A 26,692-nucleotide genomic window follows, 5' to 3' on the forward strand; every position below is an offset into this window, starting at 1 on the left:
GAACGCCCCCATGCGCCCGGTACCCGAACGCCTGACCGCCCGGATCGATAGCGAGCTCGTGCTGTTCTTGATCGGCATGCGCGTCAACCGCCCGCTGCGGATCGACCGCTGGTGGCCGGTGGCCAGCGCCATGCCGCGCATGGTGCGCGAGCTGATGCGCGCGCCCGAACTCGGCCTGCTGCACACCGAATCGTGGTTTGGCCGCACCACGCTCATGCTGCAGTACTGGCGCACGCTGGACCAGCTGCTGGCCTACGCGCACGACAAACAGGCCGAGCACCTGCCCGCCTGCCGCGACTTCAACCGCCGCATCGGCACCGACGGCACGGTCGGCATCTGGCACGAAACGTATTTGGTCGCCCCCGGCCGCCACGAAAGCGTGTACGTCAACATGCCGCCCTTCGGCCTGGCGCGCGCGGGCGAAGGCGTGCCGGCGACGGGCGAGCGCGCCACCGCCGCGCGTCGGCTGCACGTGCCGCCCCACGGTGAAGGCGACGTCTCATGATCGATATTTTTAAGACAAATTGGCGTCCAGCCCTACGGCCATATGCGCGATCAGCTATCAAAACAAAAGCACTTCTCGGCTTGCTGACCTTCACTGGGCTGGCCCATGGCGCCACCGGCCTGGTGCAACTGCCGGCCACCGCCACGCACGGGCGCATGGCCATCGTTTACCCCAGCGACGCTGCCCTGTCGCAGTCACCGCCCAAGCTGCCGCCGCGCGCAGCCCGGGTGATGGACGACCCGCCCGGTTGCCACCGCCGCGAGATCCCGCGCGCGTATGCTGCGATCGTGCAATTTTTCAACCAACAACTGTGCCCCACCGCCGCGACACCGTCCAGCCAGCCAGGATGAACGACTTCTGGCGCGACGCGACCCGCCATAGCCTACAGGTGGTGGCGTTCTGCTTTGGTGTCGCGGTGCTCACCACCGCGATCTGGCCTGCGAACAGCTACTGGATGCACGTGATCAATGCGCTGTGCATCGGACTGATTACCTGGGCCGTCATTGAATTCGGCCGCCTGCCGATCCCGGCGAAGTACTGTCACCCCTCCGTCGAGGGCGGCGTGGGCTGGCCGAAGGGTTGGCGTGGCGTTGGGCTGGCAACATTGGGTATCGCCGCCGGTTTTCTGGTCGGCGACCCGATCGGTCGCTGGCTGTCGGGCGACGGATATATGCGCAGCGCCGACGACGGGCGCCTGGGCCTGATCATCACCATCGCCGCTGGCGGCGTCGCCACGCTGTATTTCTACATGCGCGGCCACGCCGCCAGCCTGGAGGCCAGCCGCAACGCGGCCGAACGCGACGCCAGCGAAGCCCACCTGCGCCTGCTGCAAAGCCAGCTGGAGCCGCACATGCTGTTCAACACCCTGGCCACGCTGCGCGCGCTGATCGGCATCGACCCGCCCGCGGCGCAGCAGATGCTGGACCGCATCAACGACTACCTGCGCGCCACGCTGAACGCCAGCCGCAGCACCGCGCACCCGCTGTCGGCCGAGTTCGCGCGGCTGGACGACTACCTGAACCTGATGGCGCTGCGCATGGGCCCGCGCTTGCGCGTCACGCTGGTGCTGCCGGACGCCCTGCGCGACGTGCCGGTGCCGCCGCTGCTGCTGCAGCCGCTGGTCGAAAACGCCATCCGCCACGGGCTGGAGCCGCGCGTGCAAGGGGGCGACTTGACCGTGCGCGCCTGGGCCGAGGGCGACCGTCTGCAGCTGGAAGTGGCAGACACCGGCGTGGGCTTCGTGCCGGCCGAGGTGGCGCCCGACCGCTTCGGTCTGACCCAGGTGCGCGAACGCGTGGCCACCGCCTACGCGGGCGCGGGCCGTGTGGAGTGGCAGTCGGCCCCCGGGACGGGCACGCGCGTGCGGCTGGCCTTGCCATTGGCGCCAGCGGCAGGCGTTGGCCCTGGTCGGTGATTTCAAGCCCAATTGGCCTCTGGCGCTACAACCAACTGCGCAGGCAGCTATCGTACTGAGAGCATTTTCGGGGCAACGCAGCGCTTGGCCGGTCGCGTGACCACGCCGCCTGACGCCCCGGCCAGCGGCGCCGTGGGTCGGCCGCAAGTGCGAGGGCGCGCCCGCCGCCGCTGTCATGCGCGCGGCCGGGCGGCTTCGGTATGCTCCACGCCATGAACGCGCCCAACCCCCTGGCCACGCCCGAACCCGCCGAAGCCGCGCCGCGCCCCGGGCGCAGCACCGGCAGCCAGTTGCGCACCCACACGCTGGCGCTGCTCGCCTTCTGGCTGGCGGTGGGCGCCCTGCTGTGGTTCGGCTTCTCGTGGTGGGAACAGCGCGGCCGCGCGGCCTTGCAGCCCTACGCCGACACCGGCGGCGATCTGGTCATCCCGCGCAGCCCCGACGGCCACTTCTACGTGCCGGGCGAAATCAACCGCACGCCCGTGCGCTTCATGGTCGACACGGGCGCGAGCAGCGTGGCGATCAGCAGCTTCATTGCCCAGCAGGCGCGCCTGCCGGACGGCCGCCCGGTCACGCTGCGCACCGCCAACGGCGAGCGCGAGGGCCGTCAGGTGCACGACGTGCCAGTGAAGGCCGGCCACTTGACGCGCAACGACATCAGCGTGACCACCGGCCTGCGCATGGACGAGGCGGACGAAGCGCTGCTGGGCCAGTCCTTCCTGCGCCACTACGACGTGCAGATCGCGCAGGACCGCATGACGCTGCGCCCGCGCTGAACGCTTTCTTGCCCCCACCATGGCCGACGCTGCGCCCACCGCCCTGATCGCCGAGGACGAGCCGCTGCTGGCCGCCGCCCTGCGCGCCGAGCTGGCCCGGGCCTGGCCCGAGCTGCAGGTGCTGGCCACCGCGGGCGACGGCCTGTCGGCAGTGGAACAGGCGCTGGCGCTGCACCCCGACGTGCTGTTCTTCGACATCCGCATGCCCGGCCAGAGCGGCCTGGACGCCGCGGCCGAGCTGGCCGAGCAGTGGGACTTTGACGCGCGGCCGTTCCCGGCGCTGGTGTTCGTCACCGCCTACGACCAGTACGCGGTGCAGGCGTTCGAGACGCAGGCGGTGGACTATGTGCTCAAACCCGTGCAGCCGGCGCGCTTGGCCAAAACGGTGCAAAAACTGCGCTCAGCCCTACGACCACCTGCGCAAGCAGCTACGCAAACCATAGCAAACGAGCTGCCCGGCGGCCCCACGCTGGAACAGCTGCGCCAGTTGCTGGCCGCCCTGCCCGGCGGCGGCGCGCCCGCCAGCGTGCCGACGCTGCGCCAGCTGCCCGTCAGCCAACCGGGCAGCGGCGGCAACCTGGTGCAGATGGTGCCGGTGCAGGACGTGCTGCTGCTGCAGGCGGCCGACAAGTACGTGCGCGTGGTCACCGCCGCGGGCGAACACCTGGTGCGCACGGCGCTGAAGGATTTGCTGCCGCAGCTGGATGCGGACGCGTTCTGGCAGGTGCACCGCAGCGCCGCCGTGCGCGCCGACGCCATCGACACCGTGCGCCGCGACGAAGCCGGCCGCCTGCAATTGACATTGCGCGGCACCGACGAAACGCTGACGGTGAGCCGGCTGTACGCCGGGCGCTTCAAGAGCCTGTGACGCTGGGCGGCGCGCGCCTCAGGCGGCGTCGCGGCGCTTGATCACCACCGGTTTGCCGGCGCCAAAGCGCTGGTGCACCATCCAGTGCGCGAGCGGCGCGTCCAGGTAGTCGGCGTGGCCGGGGAACCAGCTGGCCAGCTCCTGCGCGAAGCGGCGGCAAACCTCGGTGCGGCCCGCCGCCAGCAGCGCCGGCATCTCGCGCGCCGTGGCCAGCACGGCGGCGTGCTCGTTCACATGGCATTCGGTGGCTGGGTAACCGGTGCTTTGCATCCAGCCGTCTTCCTGCGCGAAGTGGGCGACCAGGTGCTCGGTCACGCGCGCCAGCGCGGCGGGCAAATCGGCATCGGGCGCTGTCTGCAGCGCCGCCACGACCTCGACAAACTCGCGGTGCATGTCGTCCAGCGGCGCGTGGCCCAGCAGGAAGCCGTCGCGCCAGCGCAGAGCGTCGGTGGTAGCGGCGGGGTGGTCGAGGGCGATGGAGCTCATGTCAGGTCAGCCTTTGGTCAGCAGGATGATGGCGATCACCACCAGCAGCGCCAGCACCACGTGCCGGAACAGTTTTTCGTTCAGCCGCTGGCGCACCTGGCGGCCCAGCCGCATGCCCACATACACGGGCAGCAGCGCCACCACCGACAGCGCCAGTTCGGCAGGCGATATCTTGCCAAAACCCACCATCGCGCCGTACAGCGGCAGCGACCCGGCCAGGTACACCAGGCTGATGCTGCTGACAAACACGTCGCGCTGCAGGCGCAGCGCCATGAAGTAGGTGATCAGGATCGGCCCGGTGAGCGACGAGACGCCCCCCAGCAAGCCCGAGCCCAGGCCAACCGCCACGCCGATCGACTTTTCGTGCTGCGGCGGGATCTGCACGTTGGGCTGCAGCGCCAGCAGGAACACCGCCAGCAGCACCGCACCGGCCACCATGGCGTTGAGCTGCGCCGGCGACAGATCGAGCGTCATGCGCACCGTGGCCACGGTTGCCACCAGTTGCGCCAGCACCAGCCAGCGAAAACGCCGCCACGAGGGCCCCAGCTGGCCGCCTTCGACCGACTGGATCAGGTTGGACAGGACCACCGGCGCCGCCAGCAGGCCAATGGCCTGTGCCGGCGGCAGCCACAGGGCCAGCAGCGGCACCGCCACCAGCGGCAGGCCGACCCCAAGCGCCCCCTTGACCAGGCCGCCGACGACCAGCGCACCGGCCGACAACAGCCACGGTCCCGTTTCTCCCATAAACCGCGTCGCGAGCCCTCGTCAGTCGGACTTCAGCTGAGCGACCTTGCCGGCCTTGGCCATGGCTTCGTTCTCGCGAGCGATGACCTTGCCGTATTCGGCCGGACCGGCGCCGACGGGTTCGACCACGGCCTCATGGAACGTCTTGATCACCTCGGGTTGCTTGACCACCTCGGCAATTTCCTTGCTGATGCGGTCGATGGCCGCCTGCGGCGTGCCCTTGGCCGCCAGCACGCCGACCACCACGGCAAAGTCGAAGTTCGGCACCGTCTCGGACACCGTCGGCACGTCAGCGGCCTGCTTGGACCGCTGCAAGGCGTTGCTGGCCAGCAGCTTGACCTGGCCCGATTTGACGAAGCCCTGGATCGACGGCAACGCCGCCACCGAAAAGTCCACCTGCCCGCCCACCAGCGCCGGCGTGGACTGGCCCGAGCCGCGGAACGGAATGTGGCGGATGTCGAGGTTGAGCGCGGCCTTGAGCGCCTCCATGGTGAGGTGGTGCGTGCTGCCGATGCCCGAGGAGCCATAGGTGTACTCGCCCGGCTTGGCCTTGACCTGCGCCACGAAGTCCTTGAAGCTGTTCACGCCGGTCTTCGAATGGCCCACGATGAACAGCGGCGAGGTCGCGATCTCGGACACCGGCAGCAGTTCCTGGCCGACGCGGTAGCTGGCGTTCTTGTTGATCTGCGGCGTGATCGACAGCATGGAGCCGTCCGACACGATGAAGGCGTGGCCGTCCGACGGCGTGCTGGACAGCAGCGACTGGTACGCCACCACGCCATTGCCACCCGGCTTGTTGTCCACCACCACGCTCTGGCCGAGGCGTTCGGTGAGCTTCTGCGACACCCAGCGCGCGACCGTGTCGGGCAGCCCACCTGGCGCGTAAGGCACGATGAACTTGATCGGCTTGCTGGGGTAGGTTTGCGCCGCAGCGCTGATGGGGATTGCGGTGACGGCCAGCGCGGCCAGTCCGAAAATCGTTGCTTTCATCGTGGGTCTCCTGTGATGACGGCCCAACATGGCCGCACGTGCTCCGGCCCATCCGGAACACCTGCGGCTTGCAGAAAAATACTTAGCCATCTAAGATACAAATTCTCGTTCAGTTTTGACAAAAGTCAAGACGCGAATTCCCTCCCCTTCCCCGAACATCCCCTAAGGAGCACCACGATGAGCATCACCGAGAGCTTTCGGCCTCTGCGCGTGGCCCGGGCCGAGCGCGCCGCGCGCGAGGTCCAGCTGTTTGAACTGCGCGACCCCGATGGTCAGCCCCTGCCGCCGTTTGCCGCTGGCGCGCATGTCAAGGTGCACACGCCTTCCGGACACACGCGCCAGTATTCGCTCAGCAACGACGCCGAGGAACGGGACCGCTACGTGATTGCCGTCAAGCGCGAAGTCGACGGCCGTGGTGGCTCGCTCAGCATGGCGGACGATTTGCACGAGGGCGATCTGCTGCAGGTGGGCGAGCCCGAGAACCTGTTTCCCCTGGACGAGCGCGCGAAAAGCTTCGTGCTGATCGCCGGTGGCATCGGCATCACGCCGATGCTGGCCATGGCGCGCACGCTCGTGAGCGCCGGCGACCGCAAGTTCAAGCTGTACTACCTCACCCGCAGCCCCGAAGACACGCCCTTTCTGGACGAAATCACCGCGTCCGGCCTGAAGCCCTACGTCGTGGTGCACCATGACCACGGCGACCCGGCCAACTCCTACGACCTGTGGCCGGTGCTGGAGAAGCCAGGCACCGTGGCTGGCCAGCATGTGTATTGCTGCGGGCCACGCGGCCTGATGGACGCCGTCAAGGACATGACCGGCCATTGGCCCAGCAGCACTGTGCATTTCGAAAGCTTTGGCGGCGACACCAAGCCGCACGCCGACGACCAGCCGTTCACCGTGAAGCTGGCGCGCTCCAACGTCGAGCTGGAAGTGCCGGTGGGTCGATCGATTCTTGAAGTGGTGCGCGACCAGGGCATCGAAGTGGCCAGTTCCTGCGAAAGCGGGACCTGCGGCACCTGCAAACAGCGGCTGATCAGCGGCGAGGCGGACCACCGCGACATGGTGCTGCTGGACGAGGAAAAGGCCGACCACATCATGGTCTGCGTGTCTCGCGCCAAGGCGGGCCCGCTGGTGATCGACCTGTGAGCGCAGTCGCCGACCCGATCCGCCTGGGCGTGCTGGGCCTGGGCCGCGCCTTCACCCTGATGCTGCCCACCTTCCTGGGCGATGCGCGCGTGCAGCTGGTGGCGGCGTTCGACCCCCACGCCGAAGCGCGCGCCGCGTTCGAGCGGACCTTTCACGGCAACGCAGCGGACAACGAGGAAGCGGTCTGCGCCGATCCCAACGTCGAATGGGTGTACATCGCCACGCCGCACCAGTTGCACGCGCGCCACGTCCAGCTGGCGGCCCGGTACGGCAAGCATGTGCTGGTGGAAAAGCCACTGGCGTTGAGCCTGGCCGACGCCGACGCCATGGTCGACGCCTGCGCACGGGCCGGGACGCGCCTGATTGTGGGCCACAGCCACAGTTTCAATGCGCCGGTGCTGCAGGCACGCGAGCTGATCGCCAGCGGCCGATACGGTGCGGTGCGCATGGTCCACGCGCTGCAATACACCGACTTTCTGTACCGCCCCCGCCGTCCGGAAGAGCTGGACACGCGGCAAGGCGGTGGTGTGGTCTTCAGCCAGGCGGCGCACCAGGTGGATACCGTGCGGCTGCTGGCTGGCGGCCTCGCCACCTCGGTGCGCGCCCTCATGGGCCGGTGGGACCCCGACCGGCCAACGGAAGGCGCCTACAGCGCGCTGCTCCAGTTTGCGGGCGGCGCCCTGGCGTCGCTGAGCTACAACGGCTACGGGTTCTATGACAGCGACCGGCAGATGGACGGCGTGGGCGAGATGGGCACCCCCAAGGCGCCAGACGCCCATCAAGCCACCCGCGCTCGCCTGACCGCGGCCAGCAGCGAAGCGGCTGAGGTCGCGCTGAAGGCTGCGCGCAATTTTGGTGGCAGCGCCTTTGCGATGCCCACGCCCAGCACCCCTACCGCCGCGCAGCATTTCGGCCCCGTCATCGTGAGCTGCGACCACGCCGACCTGCGGCTGACGCCGACCGGCGTGGAGATCACTTCGCAGGCCGGCGCCGAGTTCGTACCGGTCGTGCTGCCGCACGTCCCCCGCGCGGAAGTGATCGACGAACTGTGGGGCGTCGCGCGTGAAGGAAATTCACCTCTGCATAGTGGAGAATGGTCGCGCGCGACCCTCGAAGTCTGCCTGGCGATGCTTCAGTCCGAAGCCGCGGGCACCGACATCGCCCTCGAAAGGCAGGTCGCCGCCCCCGCTTGAACCTATGAACGACCGACACGGCACCGAACGCTTGCTCCACCACTGGCGGGAGGTGCTCCCGCACGACCGTCTCGCGCACCTGATCCGCGACGTGGCCCGCATGCAGATGCGTGCGCTGCAGCAGCGCCTGGCCATGCACGACGTGTCGTTCGGCCACTGGACGTTCCTGCGCATTCTTTGGGTGACCGACGGATTGACGCAGCGCGAACTGAGCGAATCCGCAGGCGTCATGGAGCCCACCACGTTCAGTGCGGTGAAGGCGATGGAAGCGGCCGGCTTGATCGAACGTCGGCAACTCGCAGGCAACCGCAAGAACGTCCACGTCTTCCTGACGCCCAAGGGGCGCGATCTTGAGCCGGTGCTCGTGCCGCTCGCCGAAGAGGTCAACGCGGTCAGCATGAACGGCATGCCGGCGCGCACCGTGGCCACGGTGCGCAAGGCGCTGCTCGATATGGTCGAGAACCTTGCGGCAGACGACCCGGCGAAGTCGCTCAACGCGAAATAAGCCAGGGGCCTCCCCCCGGCGGCTTCAGATCACGTAGCTTTCGTACGTGGCCGGGTGGAAGATCTCTTCCACCGCCAGGTGCCGCGACGACAGGCCCTGTGAATGGTGGTGGCGCAGGAAGGTTTCGAGCGTCTGGCGGTTGGGCGCGACGCCGTACGACCAATAGTCCTCGCCCATGGTTTCGCGCGCGGCCTTGAGCTGTTCTTCTACGAACGGCAGCGTCACCTTGGTGGCCGACGTGTCCGACAGCGCCTCCAGCGCAGCGGCCTTGGACTGCGAGAACGCCTTGAACACCGCGCCGGGCAGCCACGGGTGCTGCTCGGCCAGCGTCTTGCGCACGCCCACCACATGCATGATGGGGAACACCTGCGTGCGCTTGTAGTAGTCCTTGGCCGTGGCGGTGGGGTCGTCGAACAGCCACCCCACATTCGGGTTGGCCAGCACGTGCGCGCTGGGCGGGCGCGGTGCCATGAAGCCATCGATCTCGCCGCGGTCCAGCATGTCTGAAATCGTGGTGTCCTCGGGCGCCGATTCCAGCTTCACGCCCTGCGGCAGCTTGAGCGGAATCTTCTCGGGACGGCCCGGCGTTTCGATGCCGCCACGCACCCAGGTCACGTCTTCCGGGCGCACCCCGTAGTCGTCCTGCAGGATGGCGCGGGCCCAGACGTTGGCGCTCAGCTGGTATTCGGGCACGCCGATGCGTTTGCCCTTCAGGTCTTCGGGTTGGTGGATCCGGTCCTTGCGCACGTAGATCGAGGTGTGGCGGAAGGCACGCGACAGAAACACCGGCACCGCGATGTACGGGCAGTCGCCGTTGGCGGTCTTGACGGTGTAGCTGGAGAACGAGAGTTCGCAGATGTCGAATTCCTGGCTGCGCATGGCGCGAAAGAACATTTCTTCCGGGTACAGCGTCATGTAGACCGGATCGACCCCGTCGATCTGCACGCGCCCGTCCAGCAGCGCGCGGGTGCGGTCGTAGTCGCCCATGGCGACGGAAAGTTGCAGCTTGGCCATTGATCAGGCTCCCACGGAATAAGAAGGTTCGAGTTCTTCGGCCCGCTCGACCTTGTCGAGCCAGACGTAGTGCACCGGGTGTTCGCGCCAGTCGGTGGTCTTTGGAATCACGGCCTGGTAGGCACACACGGCCGCCGGAATGGCGCGCTCGCCGGTGCCGATCGCGGGTTGGCCCTGCTCCACGGCTTTGACGGCTTCCAGCATCTGCTTGCGGAATTCGACGATCGCGAGGTCGCTGGCGCCCAGGCGCTCGTCCGAGCGGTTGGCGATCGGGCCCATGCTGATCCACATGGCCACGTCCTGGTTCGGAAAGCCGGTGATGCCGGTGAAGTTGCCGGCCTTCATCGCTTCGCGGTTCTGCCAGAAACGGTTGTCCTCGTTGCGCAGCGGGCGGTAGCGCTCGTCCAGATCGATGCCGATGGTCTGCCGCAGGAACCGGCGCCAGGTGGCCGTTTCGGGGGTCTTGCTGGCGTGGCCCCAGGCAATGAAATAGAACGCCGTGTTCGTGTCGTCCATCGGCACGTTCACGTTGGCCACGTTGTACAGGTTGTTCGGCGGAATCAGCACCGAGTACGGCGCCACGAACACCGTAGAGCGCACGTAGTCGTGCGTCGCCGCATCCTTGATCGGGCGGCGGATGGCCGCGTAGCGGAAGCCGTAGTCTCCGCGCTGCGCCTGCAGACGCGGCGATTTGTCGGTCGAGGGGCGCAACCAGTTGTTCTCGGTGGCCTGCGCGCCGTCCACCCGCGCCGGAACCATGTCGGATGAATGCAGGCTGGAAGAATGCGCCGAGTCGATGGCGCCTTCCAGTATCTGCGCCCAATTGCAGGGCAGCAGCACCTTGGCGACCGACACGCGCGTGTCGGCCGTCGGCGCCCAGGCCGGTGGTGTGAACGGCGGCACCGCGTCGGCGGCGCCAAACCAGGCCCAGACGAAGCCGCCCCACTCCTGCACCGGATAGGCCTTGTGCTTGACCTTGTCGACAAAGCCGCTGCTGGCCGGCTCAGACACCATCTCCAGCACGTTGCCCTGGGTGTCCATCTTCCAGCCGTGGTAGAGGCAGCGCAGGCCGCCCTCTTCGTTGCGGCCGTAGACCAACGAGACGCGGCGGTGCGGGCATTTCTCGTCGAGCACGCCCACGGTGCCGTCGGAATCACGAAAGACCACCAGGTCTTCGCCGAAAACGCGCGCCTTGACGGGCGCACCGTCGGGCTCGGCCACCTCCTCGATCAGGCAGACCGGCGTCCAGTGTTGGCGCATCAACCTGCCCATCGGCGCGTCGCCCTCGACGCGGCAAAGCAGATCGTTTTCGGCGGCGGTCATCATGGTGTCTGGTCCTTCATCAATGGGTACTCACTTGGTCCGATTATTATTCGAGACCTAAGTATTTGCAAGCAAAATCGCTTGACCCGGTCAATCCTTCAAGCGCGCCTGGGCCCAGGCCGACGCCGCCGCGCCGGCGCAGCGGCCGCCGTTTCTTAGTACACCGGCACTTCCAGCAGCTCGATCGGGTCGCCGTAGCGGCTGGCCAGCTCGACCACCGCCGGGTCGCGCAGCGCGCACAGAAAACCCTTGTCGATCAACAGGTTGTCGCCCGCGAGCACCGTGCCGTCCAGCGTGATCAGGTCCATGTGCACCGGCGGCTCTTCCCAGTCGGGCATGACGCGGCGGATGTAGTCGCTGGGCTGCGCCAGATCGATCCCGAAGTGCAGCGCCCCCGGCGCGTTGGAGCCCGCCGGGTACACCGTGTGGCGCGGCGCCTTGGGGTTGAAGCCGCAACCACCGCCTTCGATCATGCGTCCGCCGACCAGCATCTCGCGCAGCACCTTGGCTTCGTCGGACTCGCCTTCCACGCGCGACACGTATTCCCCGTCAAAGTGCACGCCGATGCGCTCTTCGAACGGTTTGGCAAAGCCGATCGCCCATTGCGGGTACAGCACGCCCGACATCTCGGTGGCCACCGACAAATCGTTGTTGACCGAGTTGTGGTCCCACAGGTTCGGCCCGTGCGTGGGCAGGTAGTGCACGTAGGCGCCGTTTTCCTCGGCCGTCATCTTGCCGCGCCAGCGGTTGGTGGCCAGCTGGCGCTGGCGCATCTCGGGCGTGAAGTGGATGCGGAAGTCGCTGCCACGCTCGTCGGTGAAGCGCAAATCGAACGCCTCGCCTTCCGGGTAGCGCGCCGCCGTGGCCCGGGTCAGCTCGCCGATCACGTCCAGCGGGAAGCGCGCCTGCGGCGTCTTGAGCAGGTCCAGGTTGCGGAAGTAGGTGATCTTCACCCAGCGCTGCCCTTGGCGGCGCAGCTGGATGCACAGCGGGTCGATGATCGAGCAGAACCAGGTCGACACCACGAAGGTGGCGTCTTCCAGCAGCGCGCGGATGCCCTCGGGCACCTCGGTCACGCGCGTGCTCGGCTCCATGTAAATGCGCGCCGTGGCGCCGCGTGAGCGCACCAGGCCCAGCACGGCTTGGATGACGCGCGGGTCCAGCAGCGGGTCGGCCAGGAACAGCACGCGGTCGCCCGGGCGAATGGCGAACACCTGGGTGAAGTTGTCCATGGCCTGGAACTGGTCGCGGATGCCCACGATCTGCGGGTCTTCCGCCGGCGGCAGGCCGACGAAGTTGGTGGCGGGGGTCATGGCCGGCTCCTCAATCGATGGTGGCGCCGGCCTGCTTCACGGCCTTGCCCCAGCGGTCGACTTCGGTGGCGACGAAGCTGCGCAGCTCGGCCGGCGTGCTGGGCGACGGCACGGCGCCGCGCGACGCCAACTGGGCCTGCATGTCCGGGTCGGCCAGCACCTTGCGGATGGCGGCGTTGACCTTGTCCACCACCTCGGCCGGCGTGCCCTTGGGCGCAAAGATCGCGTCCCACGCACCCACGTCAAAACCGTTGGCGCCCGCCACGCCGCTTTCGGCGATGGTCGGCACGTTGTCAAAGCCGGGCACGCGCTTGGCCGTCGACACGGCGATGGCCTGCAGCTTGCCGCCCTTGACCTGCGGCGCGGTGTTGGGCATCACGTCGATCATGGTGTCCACCTGCCCGCCGATCACGTCGGTGATGGCCGGGGCGCCGCCGCGGTAGGGCACGTGCACGATGTCCACGCCCAGCGCCGACTTCAGCATTTCCCCCGCCATGTGCGACGTGGTGCCGTTGCCGGCCGACGCAAAGGTGTACTTGCCCGGGCTGGCCTTGAACAGCTTGGTCAGGTCGGCCATGGTCTTCACGTTCATGCTGGGGCGCACCACCACCATGGCGGCGATCGTCGTCAGGCGGCCCACCGGCACGAAATCGTTGGTCGCAGAAAAGCCCGGCTTGCGGTACAGCGTCTGGTTGATGCCGAAGGTGCCGTTGGTGCCGTACAGCAGCGTGTAGCCGTCGCCCGAGGCGCGCGCGGCGTTCACGCTGCCCAGGTTGCCGCCGGCGCCGGCCAGGTTTTCCACGACCAGCGGCTGGCCCAGCTCCTGGGCAACGCGGGTCATGACCAGGCGGGCCATGTTGTCCCCGCCGCCGCCGGGCGGGAACGGCACCACCAGCTTGATCGGTTTTTCGGGCCAGTTGCCCGCAGCCAAGGCAGCGCCAGACAGGCAGGTCAGCAGCAAGGCGGCAGCAGCCGCACGGCGGTTCAAAGTCATCGCAGGTGTCTCCAGGGGTTCCGTGCGCGCCGCACCTCTTGCCGCGCGCATGGCGGTATTTTGCATGCATTTTTAGGTATCTAATGATCTGGATCATTTCTTTTTTAAGCGATTGCATGCATTGACAGCGGCGCCGGCCGATGACAATGGGGGCATGGGTACCCCGCAGATTCAAGCCGTGCTGGACGCGCTGCGCCAGCAGATCCTGTCCCGCGCCGTGCAGCCAGGCCAGCGCCTGGTCGAGCTGGACGTCGCCGCGCAGCTGTCCGTCTCGCGCACGCCGGTGCGCGTGGCGTTCGAGCAGCTGGTGCGCGAGGGCTACCTGGAACAGCTGCCGCGGCGCGGCTTTCGCGTGCGCATGCTGACCCCGCGCGACGTGTCCGAGGCGATCGACGTGCGCGGCGTGCTGGAAGGCATGGCCGCGCGCCTGGTGGCCGAGCGCGGCGCCAGCGCGACGCTGCTCGCCGCCCTGGCCGCCTGCGTGGCCGAAGGGGCCGATTTGCTGGCCGGCGCCGAACGCCGCCTGGGCGACGCCGCCTTCACGCTGGCGCCCTGGGTGCAGCTGAATGCGCGCTTTCATGGCGAGTTGGTGGCCGCGGCCGACAACGCCGCCCTCGCCTCCGCTCTGGAGCACGTCGCCCGCGCGCCGATGGCCAGCGCCGCCGCTCTGGCCATCGGCCGCCAGCCGAATGCGCTGGAACTGGCCTTTCTGCAGCGCGCCCAGCAGGACCACGAAGACATCGTCACCGCCCTCAGCGCGCGCGAGGCCGGGCGCGCCGAAGCGCTGCTGCGCGAACACGCCTACCGCAGCCGGGTCAACAAGCAGCGGCTGATGGCGACGGGCTGACCACCAGCGCCGTGCGGTCGGCGCACGGTGCAAGACACGCGCCGCAGGCAGCGGGACAGCGCCTGGGTGGCGTCAAGCTGACGCACTCTGCGTCAGCATTTCAATGCCCAATCGACATCCAGCCCTACAACCACCAGCGCAGCCAGCTATCAAAACTGGAGTAAAAAAGCCGCCAACACCAGCCGCATCAGGCCGCCACGGCACCCATCACGCGCCAAGCAAGTCCACCTTCAGCCGCCCTGGCAGGTTTTTTCATTTTCAAGCCATTGGGGCACGCCGATCTACAGTCACCTGCGCAGGCAGCTACTCAAAACCTAGCAAATGGGCGCCTCTTTCCTCAGCACAGCGTCGCCGCGCCCGGCCCTCGCACCGGCGTCAGGCGCCGGCGGGCCAAAGAAAAGCCCGCCTAGGCGGGCGGGCTAGAAGGGTGGTCACCTTGGAGTTGCTGGCGTCACGGCACTTCGGGCCCCTTACCAGCGGGAAGAAACCGGGCCGAATCTGCGTGTTGCCGATGCAGCCACGGGGAAGACCTTACTACAGATCGGCCACAACCCTCAGCGGGTTAACGCCAGCCGCCGTGGTGGCGGTGGCCATGACCGCGGCCATGGTGGTGCCCACGCCCACCGCGGTAGTAACCGGGCGGGCCGTAGTACACCGGCGCCGGGCGATAGTAGCCGCGCGGCGGGCCGTAATAGACTGGCGGCGGGCCGTAGTACACCGGGCGCGGGGCGACGTACACCGGCTGTGGTACGTACACCGGCTGTGGGGCCACATAGACCGGCGCGTTGCCCACGCCGACCGAAATGCCGGGGCCGCCAACGCCCACGTTCCAATACACGTCGCGGGCCTGCGCTATGCCGGCGGCGCCCAGCAAGCCTGCTGCGGCGATCAAACCGCCGGCCACCATGCGTTTCACAGAAATCATTGCATTCTCCTGATAAAGCCAGGCGCTTGCGACCTTGGTGGGCCGCACGTCCTCGACACCGATTAAACGGTCGGCACACCCCAAACGACCACATCCCTTCGGTGAAGTACGTATCCAAGCGTAACTAAAATCTTGTAAATCAAGCACTTAGCGCCATAGAGCGGGCACAGTTCACGGTCGCGCCGACGCCACATCCGGGCGCCCGCGCATCGCCGGGCCGGCGCAACGCCCCTGCCCGCCATGCCTGGGCTGGCGCCGCCTAGAATTCCCGCATGTCATCCAAGCCCTCCTCCGCCGGCACCACGCCGGCCCCCGCGGACAACGCCGCCGCCAAGCCCAGCAACTTCCTGCGCCACGCCATTGAGCAGGACCTGGAACAAGGCACCTACGCCCAGCGCCGCTGGGGCGGCCAGCCCGGCGACGGCCCCAGCCACGCGGCCGGCATGCCCGATCCGGCCAAGGTGCGCATGCGCTTCCCGCCCGAGCCCAACGGCTACCTGCACATCGGCCACGCCAAAAGCATCTGGCTGAACTTCAGCCTGGCCAAGGAATACGGCGGCGTGTGCCACCTGCGCTTTGACGACACCAACCCCGAAAAAGAAGAGCAGGAATACGTCGACAGCATCCGCGACACCGTGCGCTGGCTCGGCTGGGACCACCACCTGGCCGACGACCCGGCCCGCCCCGGCGTCGCCCAGCCGCACGAATACTTCGCCAGCGACTACTTCGACTTCATGTACCGCGCGGCCGAATACCTGGTGGAAGCCGGCCTCGCCTACGTCGACGAGCAAACGCCCGAAGAGATGCGCGCCAACCGCGGCGACTTCGGCAAGCCCGGCACCGACAGTCCCTTCCGCACCCGCACCCCGGCCGAGAACCTGGCCCGCCTGCGCGAAATGCGCGACGGCCAGCTGCCCGACGGCGCCGCCGTGCTGCGCGCCAAGATCGACATGGCGTCGCCCAACATCAACATGCGCGACCCCACCCTGTACCGCATCCGCCGCGCCACCCACCACAACACCGGCGACAAGTGGTGCATCTACCCCATGTACACCTTCGCGCACCCGATCGAGGACGCGCTGGAGCAGATCACCCACAGCGTCTGCACGCTCGAATTCGAAGACCAGCGCCCCTTCTACGACTGGCTGCTGCAAAAGCTGTGTGAAGGTGGCCTGCTGCAAAGCCCGCCCCCGCACCAGTACGAATTCGGCCGCCTGAACGTCGGCCACGTCATCACCAGCAAGCGCAAGTTGCGCCAGCTGGTCGAAGAAGCGCACGTCAACGGCTGGGACGACCCGCGCATGCCCACCCTCGTCGGCCTGCGCCGGCGCGGCTACACGGCCGAAGCGCTCAACCTGTTTGCCGAACGCAGCGGCGTCACCAAAATCGGCGGCGCCTGGACCGACTACGCCGCCCTGGAAGCCGCCCTGCGTGAAACGCTGGACCCCGCCGTCCCCCGCGCCATGGCTGTGATCGAGCCTTTAAAGCTCGTCATCGACAACTGGGCCGACGTCTTCGGCAGCGACACCCACGTCGACCCCTGCCAAGCCCCCGTGCACCCGCACCACCCTGAAATGGGCCAACGCCACTTCAACTTGGGCAAAGAAGTCTGGATCGAGCGCACCGACTACGAAGACGTGCCGCCCAAAGGCTTCTTCCGCCTGTTCCCGCCCCAAACCGCCGCCGACGGCACCGTCACCCCTGGCAGCAAGGTGCGGCTGAAATACGGCTACGTCATCGAATGCACCGGCGCTATTAAAGATGAAGCTGGCCGCGCAATCTCCGTGCGGGCTACGCTCATAAAAGACACCAAATCCGGCACCCCCGGCGCCGACAGCGTCAAGGTCAAAGGCGTCATCACCTGGGTCGGTGCGGGCGACGCCAAAGCCGCCGAATTCCGCCTGTACGACCGCCTGTTCACCGAAGAACAGCCCGACGCTGGCGGCCGCGACTTCCTGAGCGTCATCAACCCGAACAGCCTGACCGTGGAACAGGGGTATGTCGAACCCAGCCTGGCCAACGCCCAACCCGAAGAGCGCTTCCAGTTTGAACGCCACGGCTACTTCGTCGCCGACCGCCACGACCACCAGCCGGGCGCCAAGCTGGTGTTCAACCGGATTGCGGGGTTGAAGGATTCGTGGGGCAAATAAAGGGCCAACCCAAGAAGGCGCCGGCCCGCGCCGCTACCGGCGCCCGCGCCCCGCGCGTCGTCGTCTTTGCCGGCCCCAACGGCGCCGGCAAATCCACCCACGCCGACGCCATCCTCGACGCCCTGGGCATCCCCACCTTCGTCAACGCCGACTACATCGCCCGCGGCCTGAGCGGCACCCAGACCGACGCGGTGGCCATCGCCGCCGGCCGCATCATGCTGCACCGCCTGCGTGACTTGGCCGCCGCCCGGCAAGACTTCGCGTTTGAATCCACCCTGTCCAGCCGCAGCTTCGCGCCGTTTCTGGCAGCGTTGAAAACCAGCGGCTACCGCGTCGCCATCTATTACTTCACCCTGGACAGCGCCGCCTTGGCCGTGCGCCGCGTCAAACTGCGCGTCAGCCTGGGCGGCCACGATGTGCCGCCCGACGTCGTCAAACGCCGCTTCGCACGCAGCCGCGCCAACTTTGTTCAGCTGTACGCCCCTTTGGCCGACGAATGGGCCGTCTTCGACAACTCCAGCGGCGACCACGCCCAACTGATCGCCGAATCCGCCGACAACGCAACGAACGTGTTACAAGAGAAGCCATGGCAAAAGTTTCTATCCGCCGCGAACAGTCCCAAGTCCTGATCCTGCCCGCGCGCCAGCTGAACGCCGCCCTGCGCAAATCGGCCGAGCGTGCGCATCGCCTGGCCCAGGCGTTTGGCAAGACCGTGCCGGGCACGCCTGCGGCGCAAGCCAAGAAAGCGGCGGGCGGCAAGCCGTCCAAGTCGGCGGCAGCGTAGCGCCATGCAGGCGCGCATGACGCCCACCGGCAAGTCCAATCTGCATTGCAGCGGTGCTTTGCTATCCATTCAGAAGCTGTTCGCGTAAGCGTGGCGCGGGCCAACGTGCCAAAGAACACCAAATTCGGCAAGCCCGACGCCGACAGCGTCGGGTTCAAAGGCGTTCGCACCTAGGTCGGTGTCAACGACACCTAGGCCACCGAATTCCGCCTGTTCGCCGGAGAGCAGCCCGACGTCGGCAGCCGCGACTTTTTGAGCGTAATCAACCCGAACAGCCTGAAGGTCGAACATGGCTACGTCGAACCCAACGTGGCCAACGCCCAATCCGACGATCGCTTCGAGTTCGAACGCCACGGCTATTTCATTGTGGACCGGTACGACCACGTGCCAAGGTCACGCGGCTGCTTAACCGCGTCACGGGGTTGACGGATTCGGCAGGGGAAATACGGCAGCTTCCCCATCAGGTTGATCTGATGGCGGCTGGAGACTCGCCTCGCCATCGCTCCGGTGAGCAATCAGCGAATCGACGCATTCCCAAACTTCGTCCACTCGCACAACACAAACGACGGAGCGCTATGCCTGATTCTTTCTCACGTAAATTCAGGATTGGGCAACCGAGTTGGCGAGTTCAGGGTTTTCGTTCCCGGCACCTTCTTCCGTCTTGCGGCGGATGAAATCGTTCATGCATTGCGCGAGCTTCGCGCGCCGCTGGTTCAAAAACTGCCGATATGCAGGCAACTCCCAAAGCGCTGTCTCGATGGGCACGCACTGGCTGACTAGCGCTGATTGCCCTTGCTGCGCGACCACGCTCTGGAGATAGATGCTGGCATCCTTGTTGCTTATGCGACGGTTGGTCTGACCCGTGATGAAAGCCATATTGGCGATTTCATTGATCTCGCTGTTTTCATACATCCCGCTCTCCTTGAGCAGTGACTTCGGGATGATGTGGTGCCACTGGATGAAGTGCAGTTTGCCCTGATGGGTCAGCGACAAGCCAAGGCCGCTGTACCAGTCCTTGGCGCCGGAATCCTTGAGCGCAATGTATGACAGTGCAAATAGCGGACTGGTGACACCTTTGCCGACCAGCTCGGCTGGTTCGATCCAGAGACGGCCGAACTGCGACTCGACCGGCGTCATCAAGGCATCGAGATTGTTCTGACGGAAGATGATGGCCAGATCTTCGTTTAGCAAGGTTTCCGTGGACCCGCGCGAGTAACGACCACGGGCGTTCGCGAACAGCAACCAACGCAAGAGTTGGCGCTGCTCTTGGGCGCTCAGGCGGTTGTCCCGCGTATGGCTGATGGCCGCAATGGCGTGTAGAAACATCGGCGAAGAGAGCAGCGATTCGTCTTCGATGCCGGCATTGCTGCGAAGAAAGTTGATTGCGAAGCTCAGGCCCTTCTGCGCCATCGCCCACCCATGCTGGAGTTGCGGCACTGGAATACTGCCCACGGTGCGGAATAAACATTGCTGGGTGGCAAAAACGACAATCGAACGTACCAAGTGGCCCAGATCGATGCTGAAATCGTACTTCTCGCATTCGCGCTGAAAGTTCTCCAACTCCTGCAGCAAGTTGGGCCAGCGCGACGTCATCTGAGCGAGCGCCAGATCCGATGAGCGTAGCTTGGCGCCCAACGAATTGACCCGAACAAAGATCTCGGTCACTTCCTCGTAGCTCTTGTCGCGTTCCAGCACGTGCACCACATACTGGTAGTTGCGAATTGCGCGCAGCCTCTGCAACCGCTCGGAATATCGGGTGTAGCGCGGGTCGTTAAACGACGTTACTCCTGCTTTTTGGAGCAATTCTCCATCGCTAGTGGTTCTAAAAACCTCCGTGACAGATACCCATTGAGGTTGGCTAGCCAAAGCTTTGCTGGCGACGACAAAGGCTCTGCGATTGAGCATTTCGCGGATGCGTGAGTCAGTAGCATCGTGGCCGATGACGCTGTCATCCAGAGCTTCGTCTGCCTCATCGCGCAATTCGTCATCGCTGGCCAGCGGAGAATCCTGATCGCTTTCAACCTCCACCACATCCGTAGGGGGGCCGTCAGGGTGCTCCAAATTGAACAGGATATCGATAGGTTTTTTGCGTCCACGCACCTGCACAGGCAAGCCGCTTAACACGGCTGTCAGAGAGGTCAGTCGCTGCTGCCCGTCCAACAATAGCTTGCGGCCTGCGAATGCAGTGCTGTCCTGCGCGATCGCAAAGTCGCGCGTAGGCACGGGCTCATCGGTCTCCCACATCAACACCGAACCGCTGGGATATCCACGGTACAGGGAGTCCAGTAAGTCCCGCACGCGCGTGGCCTGCCATACGTAGTGCCGCTGGATTTCCGGCAAGCGCAACTCGCCTCGCTTGTACATATCGACCAAGGTACCGATAGAAAGATTCTGTTGTTGCATGGGACTAAGCGAAGGAATAGGCGTTGAGCTTGCTTTCAGCGTTCCTAGCAATTGTAGACAAGGAGCGTAATTTTTCGTATCTACTGCAACGTTACACAAATGTCACCGGCAAATATCGAGCATTTAGCCGCTAAACAGCAGCTCGACGTGCTCAATCAGTCCTTCGTGCCCTTTTTCTGTCCGCTTCCGCCACGCTTCCCCATGCTCAACTACCTCCTATTCGACCCCACCGAAGACGAGCACGGCCACGTCAACTGGGACGCCATGGCCAGCGTGACGGCGGCGCGGGTGCCGGCGCTACAAGCCGAGGTGGAGCAAGTCTTGCGCTGGGCCTGCACCGCGTTTGCCGGGCGGTACGGCCCGCTGGATGAAGGCGGTGATTGGGATGTGGACTTGCAGGCGCAAGACGATGACGGCCAGCCCTTGCCTTTTGGCTGGCAGCCCGACACGGGCGAGGTGCGCCTGACCGCTGCCGACCACGGGCGCACCACGCTAACGCTGTCGCTGAGCGGGAACGCGCAATTTGCGCAGGCGTTTGAGGCGCGCTGGCTGGCGGAGCCTGGCGCCTAGCTTGGGCGGTGCCCCGCTGCGCGCGCGGGGACGTGGATGCGGTCAGGCCGGTGGCTCAACAAGCCAGCAGCCCGGCAGGTCAACCGTCCAACTGCGCAAGTGATTTAGCGGCCCACCGAGGGCGCGTCAGCGGCCGCCAATCCCTATCATTTCAATAGCTGGCCGCGCAGGTGGTTGTAGCGCTGGCGGCCTGTTTTATTCATAACCGCCGCTGAGCCGCCCTACCGCCACGCTTAGGCACCCTGCCCCTCACGCATCCAGCTTGATCCCCTGCTGGTCGATCAGCTTCTTCCACTTGGCCGAATCGCGTTCCATCTTGGCCTTGAAGTCGGCGGCGCTCAGGCTGACGGGGCTCCAGGCGTTCTTGTCCAGGCGCTCGACGAAGGCCGGGTCGGTGGCCAGGGTGCCGGCGAAGGCGTTGATGGCCTGGACGATGTCGGCGGGCAGGCCCTTGGGCCCCAGCAGGCCGACCCAGGACGTGGCTTCGTACCCTTCAAAGCCCTTGGTTTCGGCCACGGGGGGGGTATTGGGCAGGAACTTGGTGCGCTTGGCGCTGGTGACGGCAATGGGTTTGAGCTTTTTGCTGGCGATGTGCGGCAGCACGATGCCCAGCGGCGACGACAGCACCGGAATCTCGCCCGCGATGACGGGGATGAGCGAGGGGCCCGAGCCTTTGAAGGGGATGTGGGTGATGTTCAGGTCGGACTGGGTCTTGATCAGCTCCACCACCATTTGCGTCAGCGTGCCGGCGCCGCCGGACGCGTAGGCCAGGCCCTTCTTGTCCTTGTTGGACAGGGCGATCAGCTCGGCCAGGGTGCCCGCGGGCACGTCGGGGTGGACGGCAATGACCTGCGGGCCAGACGACAGGCAGGCGATGGGGGTGAAGTCGTCGACCGCCTTGTACGTCAGCCCGGTGCTGAGGTGCGGGTAGATCAGGTGCGCGTCGGCGGCCATCAACAGGCTATGGCCGTCGGGCGGCGCCTTGGCCACGCCGACGGCGGCAATGGCGCCGGACGCGCCGGTCTTGTTCTCGACCACGAAGGGCTGTTTGAAATGCGCCTCCAGCCGCTGGGCGAACAGACGCGCCAGGACGTCGGTGCCACCGCCGGCCGCAAAGCCGACGTAGACCTTGCTGGCCTGCTGCGGCCAGCCGCTGGCGGGCCGGGGCGCGCTGCTGGCAGCGGAGGAGCCACTGGCTTGGGCGAAGGCGCCCAGGTGGGCCAAGGCGGGCGCCAGCGCCAGGGTGGAGAGGACGTTTCTGCGGTTGGGCATGGGTGCGGTCAAGGTCAAAAGGGTGGGAAGGGGTGAACAAATCAAGCCAGCGCAATGCCCAGGCCCGCGCCGGGCGGCAGGCTGAGGCAGCCGTCAAAGACGGCTTCGGGCGGCGCCAGGTTGTCGGCAAAGAAGCTGGACGTGGCCAGGCCGGAGTCGAGCCCCGGCGTCTGCACCAACGCGGCGGCGTGCACGCCGACGGTGATGCCGACGGTGGTTTCCATGGTCGATGTGACGACCGAATCCACGCCATGCGCCCGGCCCAGCCGCGCGACGGCCAGCAGGCGGTCCAGCCCGCCCAGGCGCTGCAGCTTGAGCACGAAGACGTCGGCCGCACCCTGCGTCAGCGCCAGTTCGGCCGCGGCGGTGTCGGTGATGCTTTCGTCCAGCGCGATCGGCACTTCGGCCTCTTCGCGCAGGCGGCGGTAGGTGACCATGGGCGTGCCGGGCGGCAGCGGCTCTTCGCAGTACTGCAGGCCAAAGGGGCGCAGCTGGCGCAGCTGGCTGGCGGCCCAGGCCGGGTCCCACGACTGGTTGGGGTCGATGCGGATGGCGATGTCGGGGAAGGCGTCGCGAATGGCGGCGACGCGGCGCAGGTCGGCGTCGCGGTCGTGCCCGCACTTGAGCTTGATGGTCTGGATGCCGGCGCTGACGTGCGCGCGCGTAGCGGCAACGCAGGCGTCGGGCGTGGCGTCGGTCACCAGGGCGTTGACGGGCACGGCCTCTTCGACCATGTCGCCGCCCGCGAACAGCTCGGCCAGGCGCAAGCCCTGGCGCGCCGCCTGCCAGCTGAACAGCGCCGACGACAGCGCGCAGCGGATAGCGGGCGGGCATTCGCGCAGCGCCAACTGGTCCAGCCAGTCGGGCGCCAGCGGGTCCAGCCCCTCCAGCAGCGCCTCGGCCTGGCGCACGAAGGCGGCAGGGTCGTGCAGCACGTGCGGGAGCAGCGCCGCCTCGCCAAGGCCGGTGGCGCCGTCGAGCGCCATGCGGGCGATGAAACCGGTGCGGTGGGTTTGGACGCCTTTGGCCCAGCGGTAGGGTTGGGACAGCGGAAGGTGGTAGGGATGAAGGGAAAGAACGGCCACGAATTTACTTAGCTAACTTTCCATTTAATGTTACATATCAAGCTTGCCCTACCCATTAGGGTTTCTACGCAGCCTTCCGGGCGCACCGCCTGGCCCGCCGGATTGACCGCGCCACTGGCGGCACAACAGCCAGCGCCCGCGGTCTGTCAGCGGTCGCCGCAGGCGTGGCCCGCGAACGCCGCGCGCTGCGGCTGAACGCGCGCACCACCCCGTTTTTTGGGGCCATTGGCCGAAGCCAATGTGTTAATTCAGCCACCAATTTGTATCCATTTCCCACCCAGAAAACTGACCATTTCTGCGTACTTTGGTGCCGCGGCGCTGCACCCATGTTTACTTTGGAACACACCCATGTCGCAGATGCGGGTCCCTTGCGCCACGCGCCTGTCTGTCGCCGCTGCGCCCGCTCAGTAGGATGGCTTGGTCATCCATGGAGAGGGAAATAATGAAAAAGCTTGTCTCAGCCTTGGGGCTGGTGATGGTCGGCACAGCGGCCTTCGCGCAAGGCGTGCCCGTCACCTGCAGCACGCCGCTGACCGCGCTCAGCACGTCCACCACCGGCTGGACCATCGCCGGGCCCGTCGGCCCAGTGACGCGCACCACGCCACCGCCGACCACCCCGCCGACGACGGGTTACGCGGCGGCGGTGTCCGCCACGCCGCTGAACGAGCCACCTCCCGCCGACGGGTCGGATTCGGGTTACCGGTGGGACCCGGCCGCCAGCTGGATCTCGATCAACAACACGGGGGCGTCGAATACCGGCAGCCCGCACTATTTCTATTTCAAGCAGACGATCAACCTGGACGCGTCGGTCGACCCGTCGACCTTTTCGCTGACCTACGACACCCAGACGGACGACCAGTTGTGGTCGGTCTACGTCAACGACGTGCAGGTGCAGGCGCCTCCAAGCCCCACCACGCCGATCTACGCGGGCTTCGGCCCAGCCGACGGCACCAACTACCGCCACACCGAGAAGCACGCCATCACGGTGGCGAGCGGCTGGCAACCGGGCGCGAACACGATCGTCTTTGCCGTCAACGACTTTGGCGGCAACACGGGCTTTGCGTCGAACGCGACCAACATGGTGGTGAACTGCACGACGGCGGCGCCGGACAACTTTCCCGTGGTGAACACCACCACGCAAACGACGCCATCGGTGATCGACAACGACACCGTGGGCGGCGCGGCGGTGGTGCTGGGCACCAACGCCACGCTGGTTCCCGGAACAGCACCTGCGGGCATGACGATGAACCCCGACGGCACCATCACCGTGCCCGCGGGGACCGCGCCAGGCAGTTACCGCTTCCCGTACAGCCTGTGTCCCCTGCCGGCCAGCACGCCGCCCAACTGCGTGGCGGGAGAGGCCACGGTGGTGGTGTCGGCGGCGGCGGTGGCGGTGCCCGTCAACGACTGGCGCGCGCTGGGCGCACTGGCGCTGCTGGTGACGGTGGTCAGCGGATGGCGCCTGCGTCGCCGGCCAAACTGACCGCATTTGCCTTCGCCCATGAAAGCCAGTCCACCGACTGGCTTTTTTATTGCCCGCGCGGCTGGGCGCCCCCGCGCGGACGGCCGTGTAGCGCCGACGGCGATCGCTTTCCGCCATTGCAATTTGCTATCTTTTTAAAAGCTGCCCGCGCAGATGGTTGTAGCGCTGGTGCCATTTTTTGCAGATAACGGCAGCCGACACCGTCTGCCCACCTGACGGCCAACACCGCACTTGTGGTTTTTTTAATACTTTAGATCTCTTTTATGTGCGAATTTTGTGCATTCAGATACATAATATGTACATCTTCATACTCAGATTTGGGGGAAGCATGGGAAGCACGCACTGCAAGCATTCGATCCGCGTCGCAGCGGGGGGGGTTTTGGGGGCCATGACATTGGCTTGGGCATCGGGCGCGCAGGCGCAGGCCACGATTCCGGCATGCACAAGCTACCAATCGGTGGTCACTACACCGGCCAACATCGGAAGTTGGAATTTCAGTGAGACCCGCGCCACCGGCCACAACGAATTGGCACCCAGTTCGATGCACATCTGGACCGGAGGGAGTACGACTACCGACAAGGCGGCCGGCTACTACGCCACCAACTTCCCGCTCAGCGGCATGGGCGCAGAGACGATTGCCCAGACCGCCAGCTTCACCTCGATCACCGGCACGACCCCGCCATCGACGCAACTGGTGGTGGACTTCAACAACGACGGCGTGACGGACGGCATCTTGGTGGGCGAGACGGTCTATGGCAATAACTGGTGGCTGTCCAACGGCTCGACCCAGTTTGTGAAGGATGGGGCCCCCCACACCGGTGGCGGCAATGGCTCAAACTGGTTCGGCACTTCGAACGAATGGCTCAACGCCTTCCCGAACGCCCGCGTGCGCGCGATCGGCTATTCGCTGGGCTCGGGCGTGCTGGGGGATTACCAGATCAACCGGATCACGCTCGGCTGCACCCACTACACCTTCACTTCCATCGCACCTCAGCCGGTGCCGACCCTGTGGCCGGGTGCACTGGCCGTCATGGGCGTGATGCTCGCGGGCTTCGCACGGCGCCGCTTCCCTCGTTGACATCGCCGCATGTCGCGCCGCCACAGCGTGGCATGACGCAGCACCCGCGGCCGCCGGGCGACGGTCTTTACGAGAGCGAACGACGGTTGGATTCAAAGTGGCGGCAACCCTGGCCGCACGCCACGCAGCGCTTGCTGCGTGGCTTTTTTTTTGGTATCCGGTACGCCCTGCAGCGCTGGACGCCCGGGATGCGGCCGCCTGCATCGGCCTGTTCGGCAAGCTGCAGCCGGTTGGCATCGCCCGCCATCGTCTGCAACCGCGGCCTGCATTGACGCACCGCCCCGCAGGAGTGTGCGATAAACGGCTGTCCCCAATACCGGCCCGACCATGTTTGCCAACCTCACCCCCTTCCTTCTGCACTGGCTCATCACCGCGTTTGCGCTGTGGGTGGCCAGCCATGTGTTCAAGAAGATGCGTTTTGACGGCGCGGGCGCGCTGATCGTGTCGGCGCTGCTGCTGGGCCTGGCCAATGCGGTGGTGCGGCCGCTGCTGGTGTTCTTGACGCTGCCGCTGACGGTAGTCACGTTCGGCCTGTTCCTGCTGGTGATCAACGCGCTGATGTTGATGCTGGTGGCCAAGCTGGTCAGCGGCTTTCACCTGAATGGCTTCTGGACGGCGTTCTGGGCCAGCATCTTCATGGCGCTGATCAGCTTCGTGCTGGGCGCCTTCATCCTGGGCGGCACGCCCGAATTCACCATCCAGACCAGCCCCGGCCCGGGCGGCTGGGTGTAAGCCGCGGCACGCTGACCATGGCGCGCGCTGGCGCTGCCGACGCGAAGCCGCGCGCGCCGCAGCGCAAGGCGGCGCGGGCGCCGGGCGCCGTT

At 66.4% G+C, this 26,692-nt stretch carries 28 protein-coding genes; 17 read left to right on the forward strand and 11 right to left on the reverse strand.

All coding sequences use genetic code 11. The features are described 5' to 3' along the window. The first annotated feature begins 10 nt into the window (after positions 1 to 10). From FVQ98_RS00320 to FVQ98_RS00340, 5 genes are all read left to right on the forward strand, one after another. On the forward strand, positions 11 to 505 hold the full coding sequence (locus tag FVQ98_RS00320) for a DUF4188 domain-containing protein (protein WP_147911433.1): 495 nt from the start codon (positions 11 to 13) through the stop codon (positions 503 to 505). A gap of 80 nt (positions 506 to 585) precedes the next feature. Beyond that, positions 586 to 855: a hypothetical protein gene (locus tag FVQ98_RS00325; RefSeq protein WP_147911434.1), complete on the forward strand. Its 270-nt coding sequence runs from the start codon at positions 586 to 588 to the stop codon at positions 853 to 855. Next, positions 816 to 1,919, forward strand: coding sequence for a sensor histidine kinase (locus FVQ98_RS00330; RefSeq protein WP_255507553.1), 1,104 nt, complete (start codon positions 816 to 818; stop codon positions 1,917 to 1,919). The genes FVQ98_RS00325 and FVQ98_RS00330 overlap by 40 nt, the downstream gene beginning before the upstream one ends. Before the next feature lie 212 nt (positions 1,920 to 2,131). Next, a complete protein-coding gene (locus FVQ98_RS00335; RefSeq protein WP_187265577.1) occupies positions 2,132 to 2,695 on the forward strand; it encodes a retropepsin-like aspartic protease family protein in 564 nt (187 codons plus the stop codon). A 19-nt stretch (positions 2,696 to 2,714) separates the two neighbouring features. Beyond that, the gene (locus FVQ98_RS00340; protein ID WP_147911437.1) at positions 2,715 to 3,563 is read left to right on the forward strand and encodes a LytR/AlgR family response regulator transcription factor; all 849 of its coding nucleotides are present in this window, start codon (positions 2,715 to 2,717) and stop codon (positions 3,561 to 3,563) included. Positions 3,564 to 3,581: 18 nt separating this feature from the next. On the opposite strand, the gene FVQ98_RS00345 is transcribed toward FVQ98_RS00340, so the two are convergent. From FVQ98_RS00345 to FVQ98_RS00355, 3 genes are read right to left on the reverse strand one after another with little or no spacing between them, the layout of a single operon-like run. Further along, positions 3,582 to 4,049: a bacteriohemerythrin gene (locus FVQ98_RS00345; RefSeq protein ID WP_147911438.1), complete on the reverse strand. Its 468-nt coding sequence runs from the start codon at positions 4,047 to 4,049 to the stop codon at positions 3,582 to 3,584. 6 nt (positions 4,050 to 4,055) lie between these two features. After that, positions 4,056 to 4,793, reverse strand: a complete 738-nt coding sequence (locus FVQ98_RS00350) for a sulfite exporter TauE/SafE family protein (protein WP_147911439.1) — start codon at positions 4,791 to 4,793, stop codon at positions 4,056 to 4,058. A gap of 21 nt (positions 4,794 to 4,814) precedes the next feature. After that, positions 4,815 to 5,783, reverse strand: a complete 969-nt coding sequence (locus FVQ98_RS00355; RefSeq protein WP_147911440.1) for a Bug family tripartite tricarboxylate transporter substrate binding protein — start codon at positions 5,781 to 5,783, stop codon at positions 4,815 to 4,817. A 177-nt stretch (positions 5,784 to 5,960) separates the two neighbouring features. Here FVQ98_RS00355 and FVQ98_RS00360 point away from each other — a divergent pair, with 177 nt between their 5' ends. The 3 genes from FVQ98_RS00360 to FVQ98_RS00370 are packed head-to-tail and all read left to right on the forward strand — an operon-like array spanning position 5,961 to position 8,627. Further along, positions 5,961 to 6,929 carry a PDR/VanB family oxidoreductase gene (locus FVQ98_RS00360; protein ID WP_147911441.1) on the forward strand — a complete coding sequence of 323 codons (969 nt, stop codon included), beginning with the start codon at positions 5,961 to 5,963 and terminating at the stop codon, positions 6,927 to 6,929. Then, entirely contained in the window at positions 6,926 to 8,122 is a 1,197-nt protein-coding gene (locus FVQ98_RS00365) for a Gfo/Idh/MocA family protein (protein ID WP_147911442.1), read from the forward strand. The genes FVQ98_RS00360 and FVQ98_RS00365 overlap by 4 nt, the downstream gene beginning before the upstream one ends. A gap of 4 nt (positions 8,123 to 8,126) precedes the next feature. Beyond that, on the forward strand, positions 8,127 to 8,627 hold the full coding sequence (locus FVQ98_RS00370) for a MarR family winged helix-turn-helix transcriptional regulator (RefSeq protein ID WP_147911443.1): 501 nt from the start codon (positions 8,127 to 8,129) through the stop codon (positions 8,625 to 8,627). A 24-nt stretch (positions 8,628 to 8,651) separates the two neighbouring features. Here FVQ98_RS00370 and FVQ98_RS00375 read toward each other — a convergent pair whose 3' ends face one another. The 4 genes from FVQ98_RS00375 to FVQ98_RS00390 all read right to left on the reverse strand — a co-directional run bounded on the left by FVQ98_RS00375 (position 8,652) and on the right by FVQ98_RS00390 (position 13,271). Continuing rightward, positions 8,652 to 9,641: a PhnD/SsuA/transferrin family substrate-binding protein gene (locus FVQ98_RS00375; RefSeq protein WP_147911444.1), complete on the reverse strand. Its 990-nt coding sequence runs from the start codon at positions 9,639 to 9,641 to the stop codon at positions 8,652 to 8,654. Positions 9,642 to 9,644: 3 nt separating this feature from the next. After that, positions 9,645 to 10,967 carry a Rieske 2Fe-2S domain-containing protein gene (locus FVQ98_RS00380; RefSeq protein WP_147911445.1) on the reverse strand — a complete coding sequence of 441 codons (1,323 nt, stop codon included), beginning with the start codon at positions 10,965 to 10,967 and terminating at the stop codon, positions 9,645 to 9,647. A gap of 152 nt (positions 10,968 to 11,119) precedes the next feature. Then, positions 11,120 to 12,277, reverse strand: a complete 1,158-nt coding sequence (locus tag FVQ98_RS00385; RefSeq protein WP_147911446.1) for a hypothetical protein — start codon at positions 12,275 to 12,277, stop codon at positions 11,120 to 11,122. A gap of 10 nt (positions 12,278 to 12,287) precedes the next feature. Then, a complete protein-coding gene (locus tag FVQ98_RS00390) occupies positions 12,288 to 13,271 on the reverse strand; it encodes a Bug family tripartite tricarboxylate transporter substrate binding protein (RefSeq protein WP_147911447.1) in 984 nt (327 codons plus the stop codon). 154 nt (positions 13,272 to 13,425) lie between these two features. Here FVQ98_RS00390 and FVQ98_RS00395 point away from each other — a divergent pair, with 154 nt between their 5' ends. Then, a complete protein-coding gene (locus FVQ98_RS00395; protein ID WP_147911448.1) occupies positions 13,426 to 14,118 on the forward strand; it encodes a GntR family transcriptional regulator in 693 nt (230 codons plus the stop codon). A 562-nt stretch (positions 14,119 to 14,680) separates the two neighbouring features. Here FVQ98_RS00395 and FVQ98_RS00400 read toward each other — a convergent pair. Next, entirely contained in the window at positions 14,681 to 15,043 is a 363-nt protein-coding gene (locus FVQ98_RS00400; protein WP_147911449.1) for a hypothetical protein, read from the reverse strand. A 272-nt stretch (positions 15,044 to 15,315) separates the two neighbouring features. On the opposite strand from FVQ98_RS00400, the gene FVQ98_RS00405 reads away from it, so the two are divergent. The 4 genes from FVQ98_RS00405 (at position 15,316) to FVQ98_RS00420 (ending at position 18,403) form a co-directional block, all read left to right on the forward strand. Continuing rightward, the gene (locus FVQ98_RS00405) at positions 15,316 to 17,193 is read left to right on the forward strand and encodes a glutamine--tRNA ligase/YqeY domain fusion protein (RefSeq protein WP_147911450.1); all 1,878 of its coding nucleotides are present in this window, start codon (positions 15,316 to 15,318) and stop codon (positions 17,191 to 17,193) included. Next, positions 17,181 to 17,822 (forward strand): zeta toxin family protein, encoded by a 642-nt coding sequence (locus FVQ98_RS00410; RefSeq protein ID WP_222707532.1) that lies wholly within the window; start codon positions 17,181 to 17,183, stop codon positions 17,820 to 17,822. Before FVQ98_RS00405 ends, FVQ98_RS00410 begins: the two co-directional genes overlap by 13 nt. After that, on the forward strand, positions 17,780 to 17,977 hold the full coding sequence (locus FVQ98_RS00415; protein WP_147911451.1) for a hypothetical protein: 198 nt from the start codon (positions 17,780 to 17,782) through the stop codon (positions 17,975 to 17,977). Before FVQ98_RS00410 ends, FVQ98_RS00415 begins: the two co-directional genes overlap by 43 nt. 252 nt (positions 17,978 to 18,229) lie before the next feature. Next, a complete protein-coding gene (locus FVQ98_RS00420) occupies positions 18,230 to 18,403 on the forward strand; it encodes a hypothetical protein (RefSeq protein ID WP_255507554.1) in 174 nt (57 codons plus the stop codon). Positions 18,404 to 18,577: 174 nt separating this feature from the next. Here FVQ98_RS00420 and FVQ98_RS00425 read toward each other — a convergent pair whose 3' ends face one another. Continuing rightward, a complete protein-coding gene (locus tag FVQ98_RS00425) occupies positions 18,578 to 20,380 on the reverse strand; it encodes a GmrSD restriction endonuclease domain-containing protein (RefSeq protein ID WP_147911452.1) in 1,803 nt (600 codons plus the stop codon). A gap of 201 nt (positions 20,381 to 20,581) precedes the next feature. On the opposite strand from FVQ98_RS00425, the gene FVQ98_RS00430 reads away from it, so the two are divergent. Beyond that, positions 20,582 to 20,950: a hypothetical protein gene (locus FVQ98_RS00430; protein WP_147911453.1), complete on the forward strand. Its 369-nt coding sequence runs from the start codon at positions 20,582 to 20,584 to the stop codon at positions 20,948 to 20,950. Positions 20,951 to 21,199: 249 nt separating this feature from the next. Here the strand turns inward: FVQ98_RS00430 and FVQ98_RS00435 are convergent, their stop codons facing one another. Together FVQ98_RS00435 and FVQ98_RS00440 are read right to left on the reverse strand one after the other, a co-directional pair. Further along, positions 21,200 to 22,222 (reverse strand): Bug family tripartite tricarboxylate transporter substrate binding protein, encoded by a 1,023-nt coding sequence (locus tag FVQ98_RS00435; protein ID WP_147911454.1) that lies wholly within the window; start codon positions 22,220 to 22,222, stop codon positions 21,200 to 21,202. Positions 22,223 to 22,263: 41 nt separating this feature from the next. Continuing rightward, positions 22,264 to 23,307, reverse strand: a complete 1,044-nt coding sequence (locus FVQ98_RS00440) for a mandelate racemase/muconate lactonizing enzyme family protein (RefSeq protein WP_147911455.1) — start codon at positions 23,305 to 23,307, stop codon at positions 22,264 to 22,266. A 442-nt stretch (positions 23,308 to 23,749) separates the two neighbouring features. Between FVQ98_RS00440 and FVQ98_RS00445 the strand changes: the two genes are divergently transcribed. The 3 genes from FVQ98_RS00445 to FVQ98_RS00455 all read left to right on the forward strand — a co-directional run bounded on the left by FVQ98_RS00445 (position 23,750) and on the right by FVQ98_RS00455 (position 26,600). Beyond that, the gene (locus FVQ98_RS00445; RefSeq protein WP_147911456.1) at positions 23,750 to 24,790 is read left to right on the forward strand and encodes a hypothetical protein; all 1,041 of its coding nucleotides are present in this window, start codon (positions 23,750 to 23,752) and stop codon (positions 24,788 to 24,790) included. Positions 24,791 to 25,178: 388 nt separating this feature from the next. Beyond that, a complete protein-coding gene (locus FVQ98_RS00450) occupies positions 25,179 to 25,868 on the forward strand; it encodes a hypothetical protein (RefSeq protein ID WP_147911457.1) in 690 nt (229 codons plus the stop codon). 327 nt (positions 25,869 to 26,195) lie between these two features. Beyond that, entirely contained in the window at positions 26,196 to 26,600 is a 405-nt protein-coding gene (locus FVQ98_RS00455) for a phage holin family protein (RefSeq protein WP_147911458.1), read from the forward strand. Positions 26,601 to 26,692 lie beyond the last annotated feature (92 nt).

It is taken from the genome of Ottowia flava, assembly GCF_008017535.1.
GTDB lineage: Bacteria > Pseudomonadota > Gammaproteobacteria > Burkholderiales > Burkholderiaceae_C > Ottowia > Ottowia flava.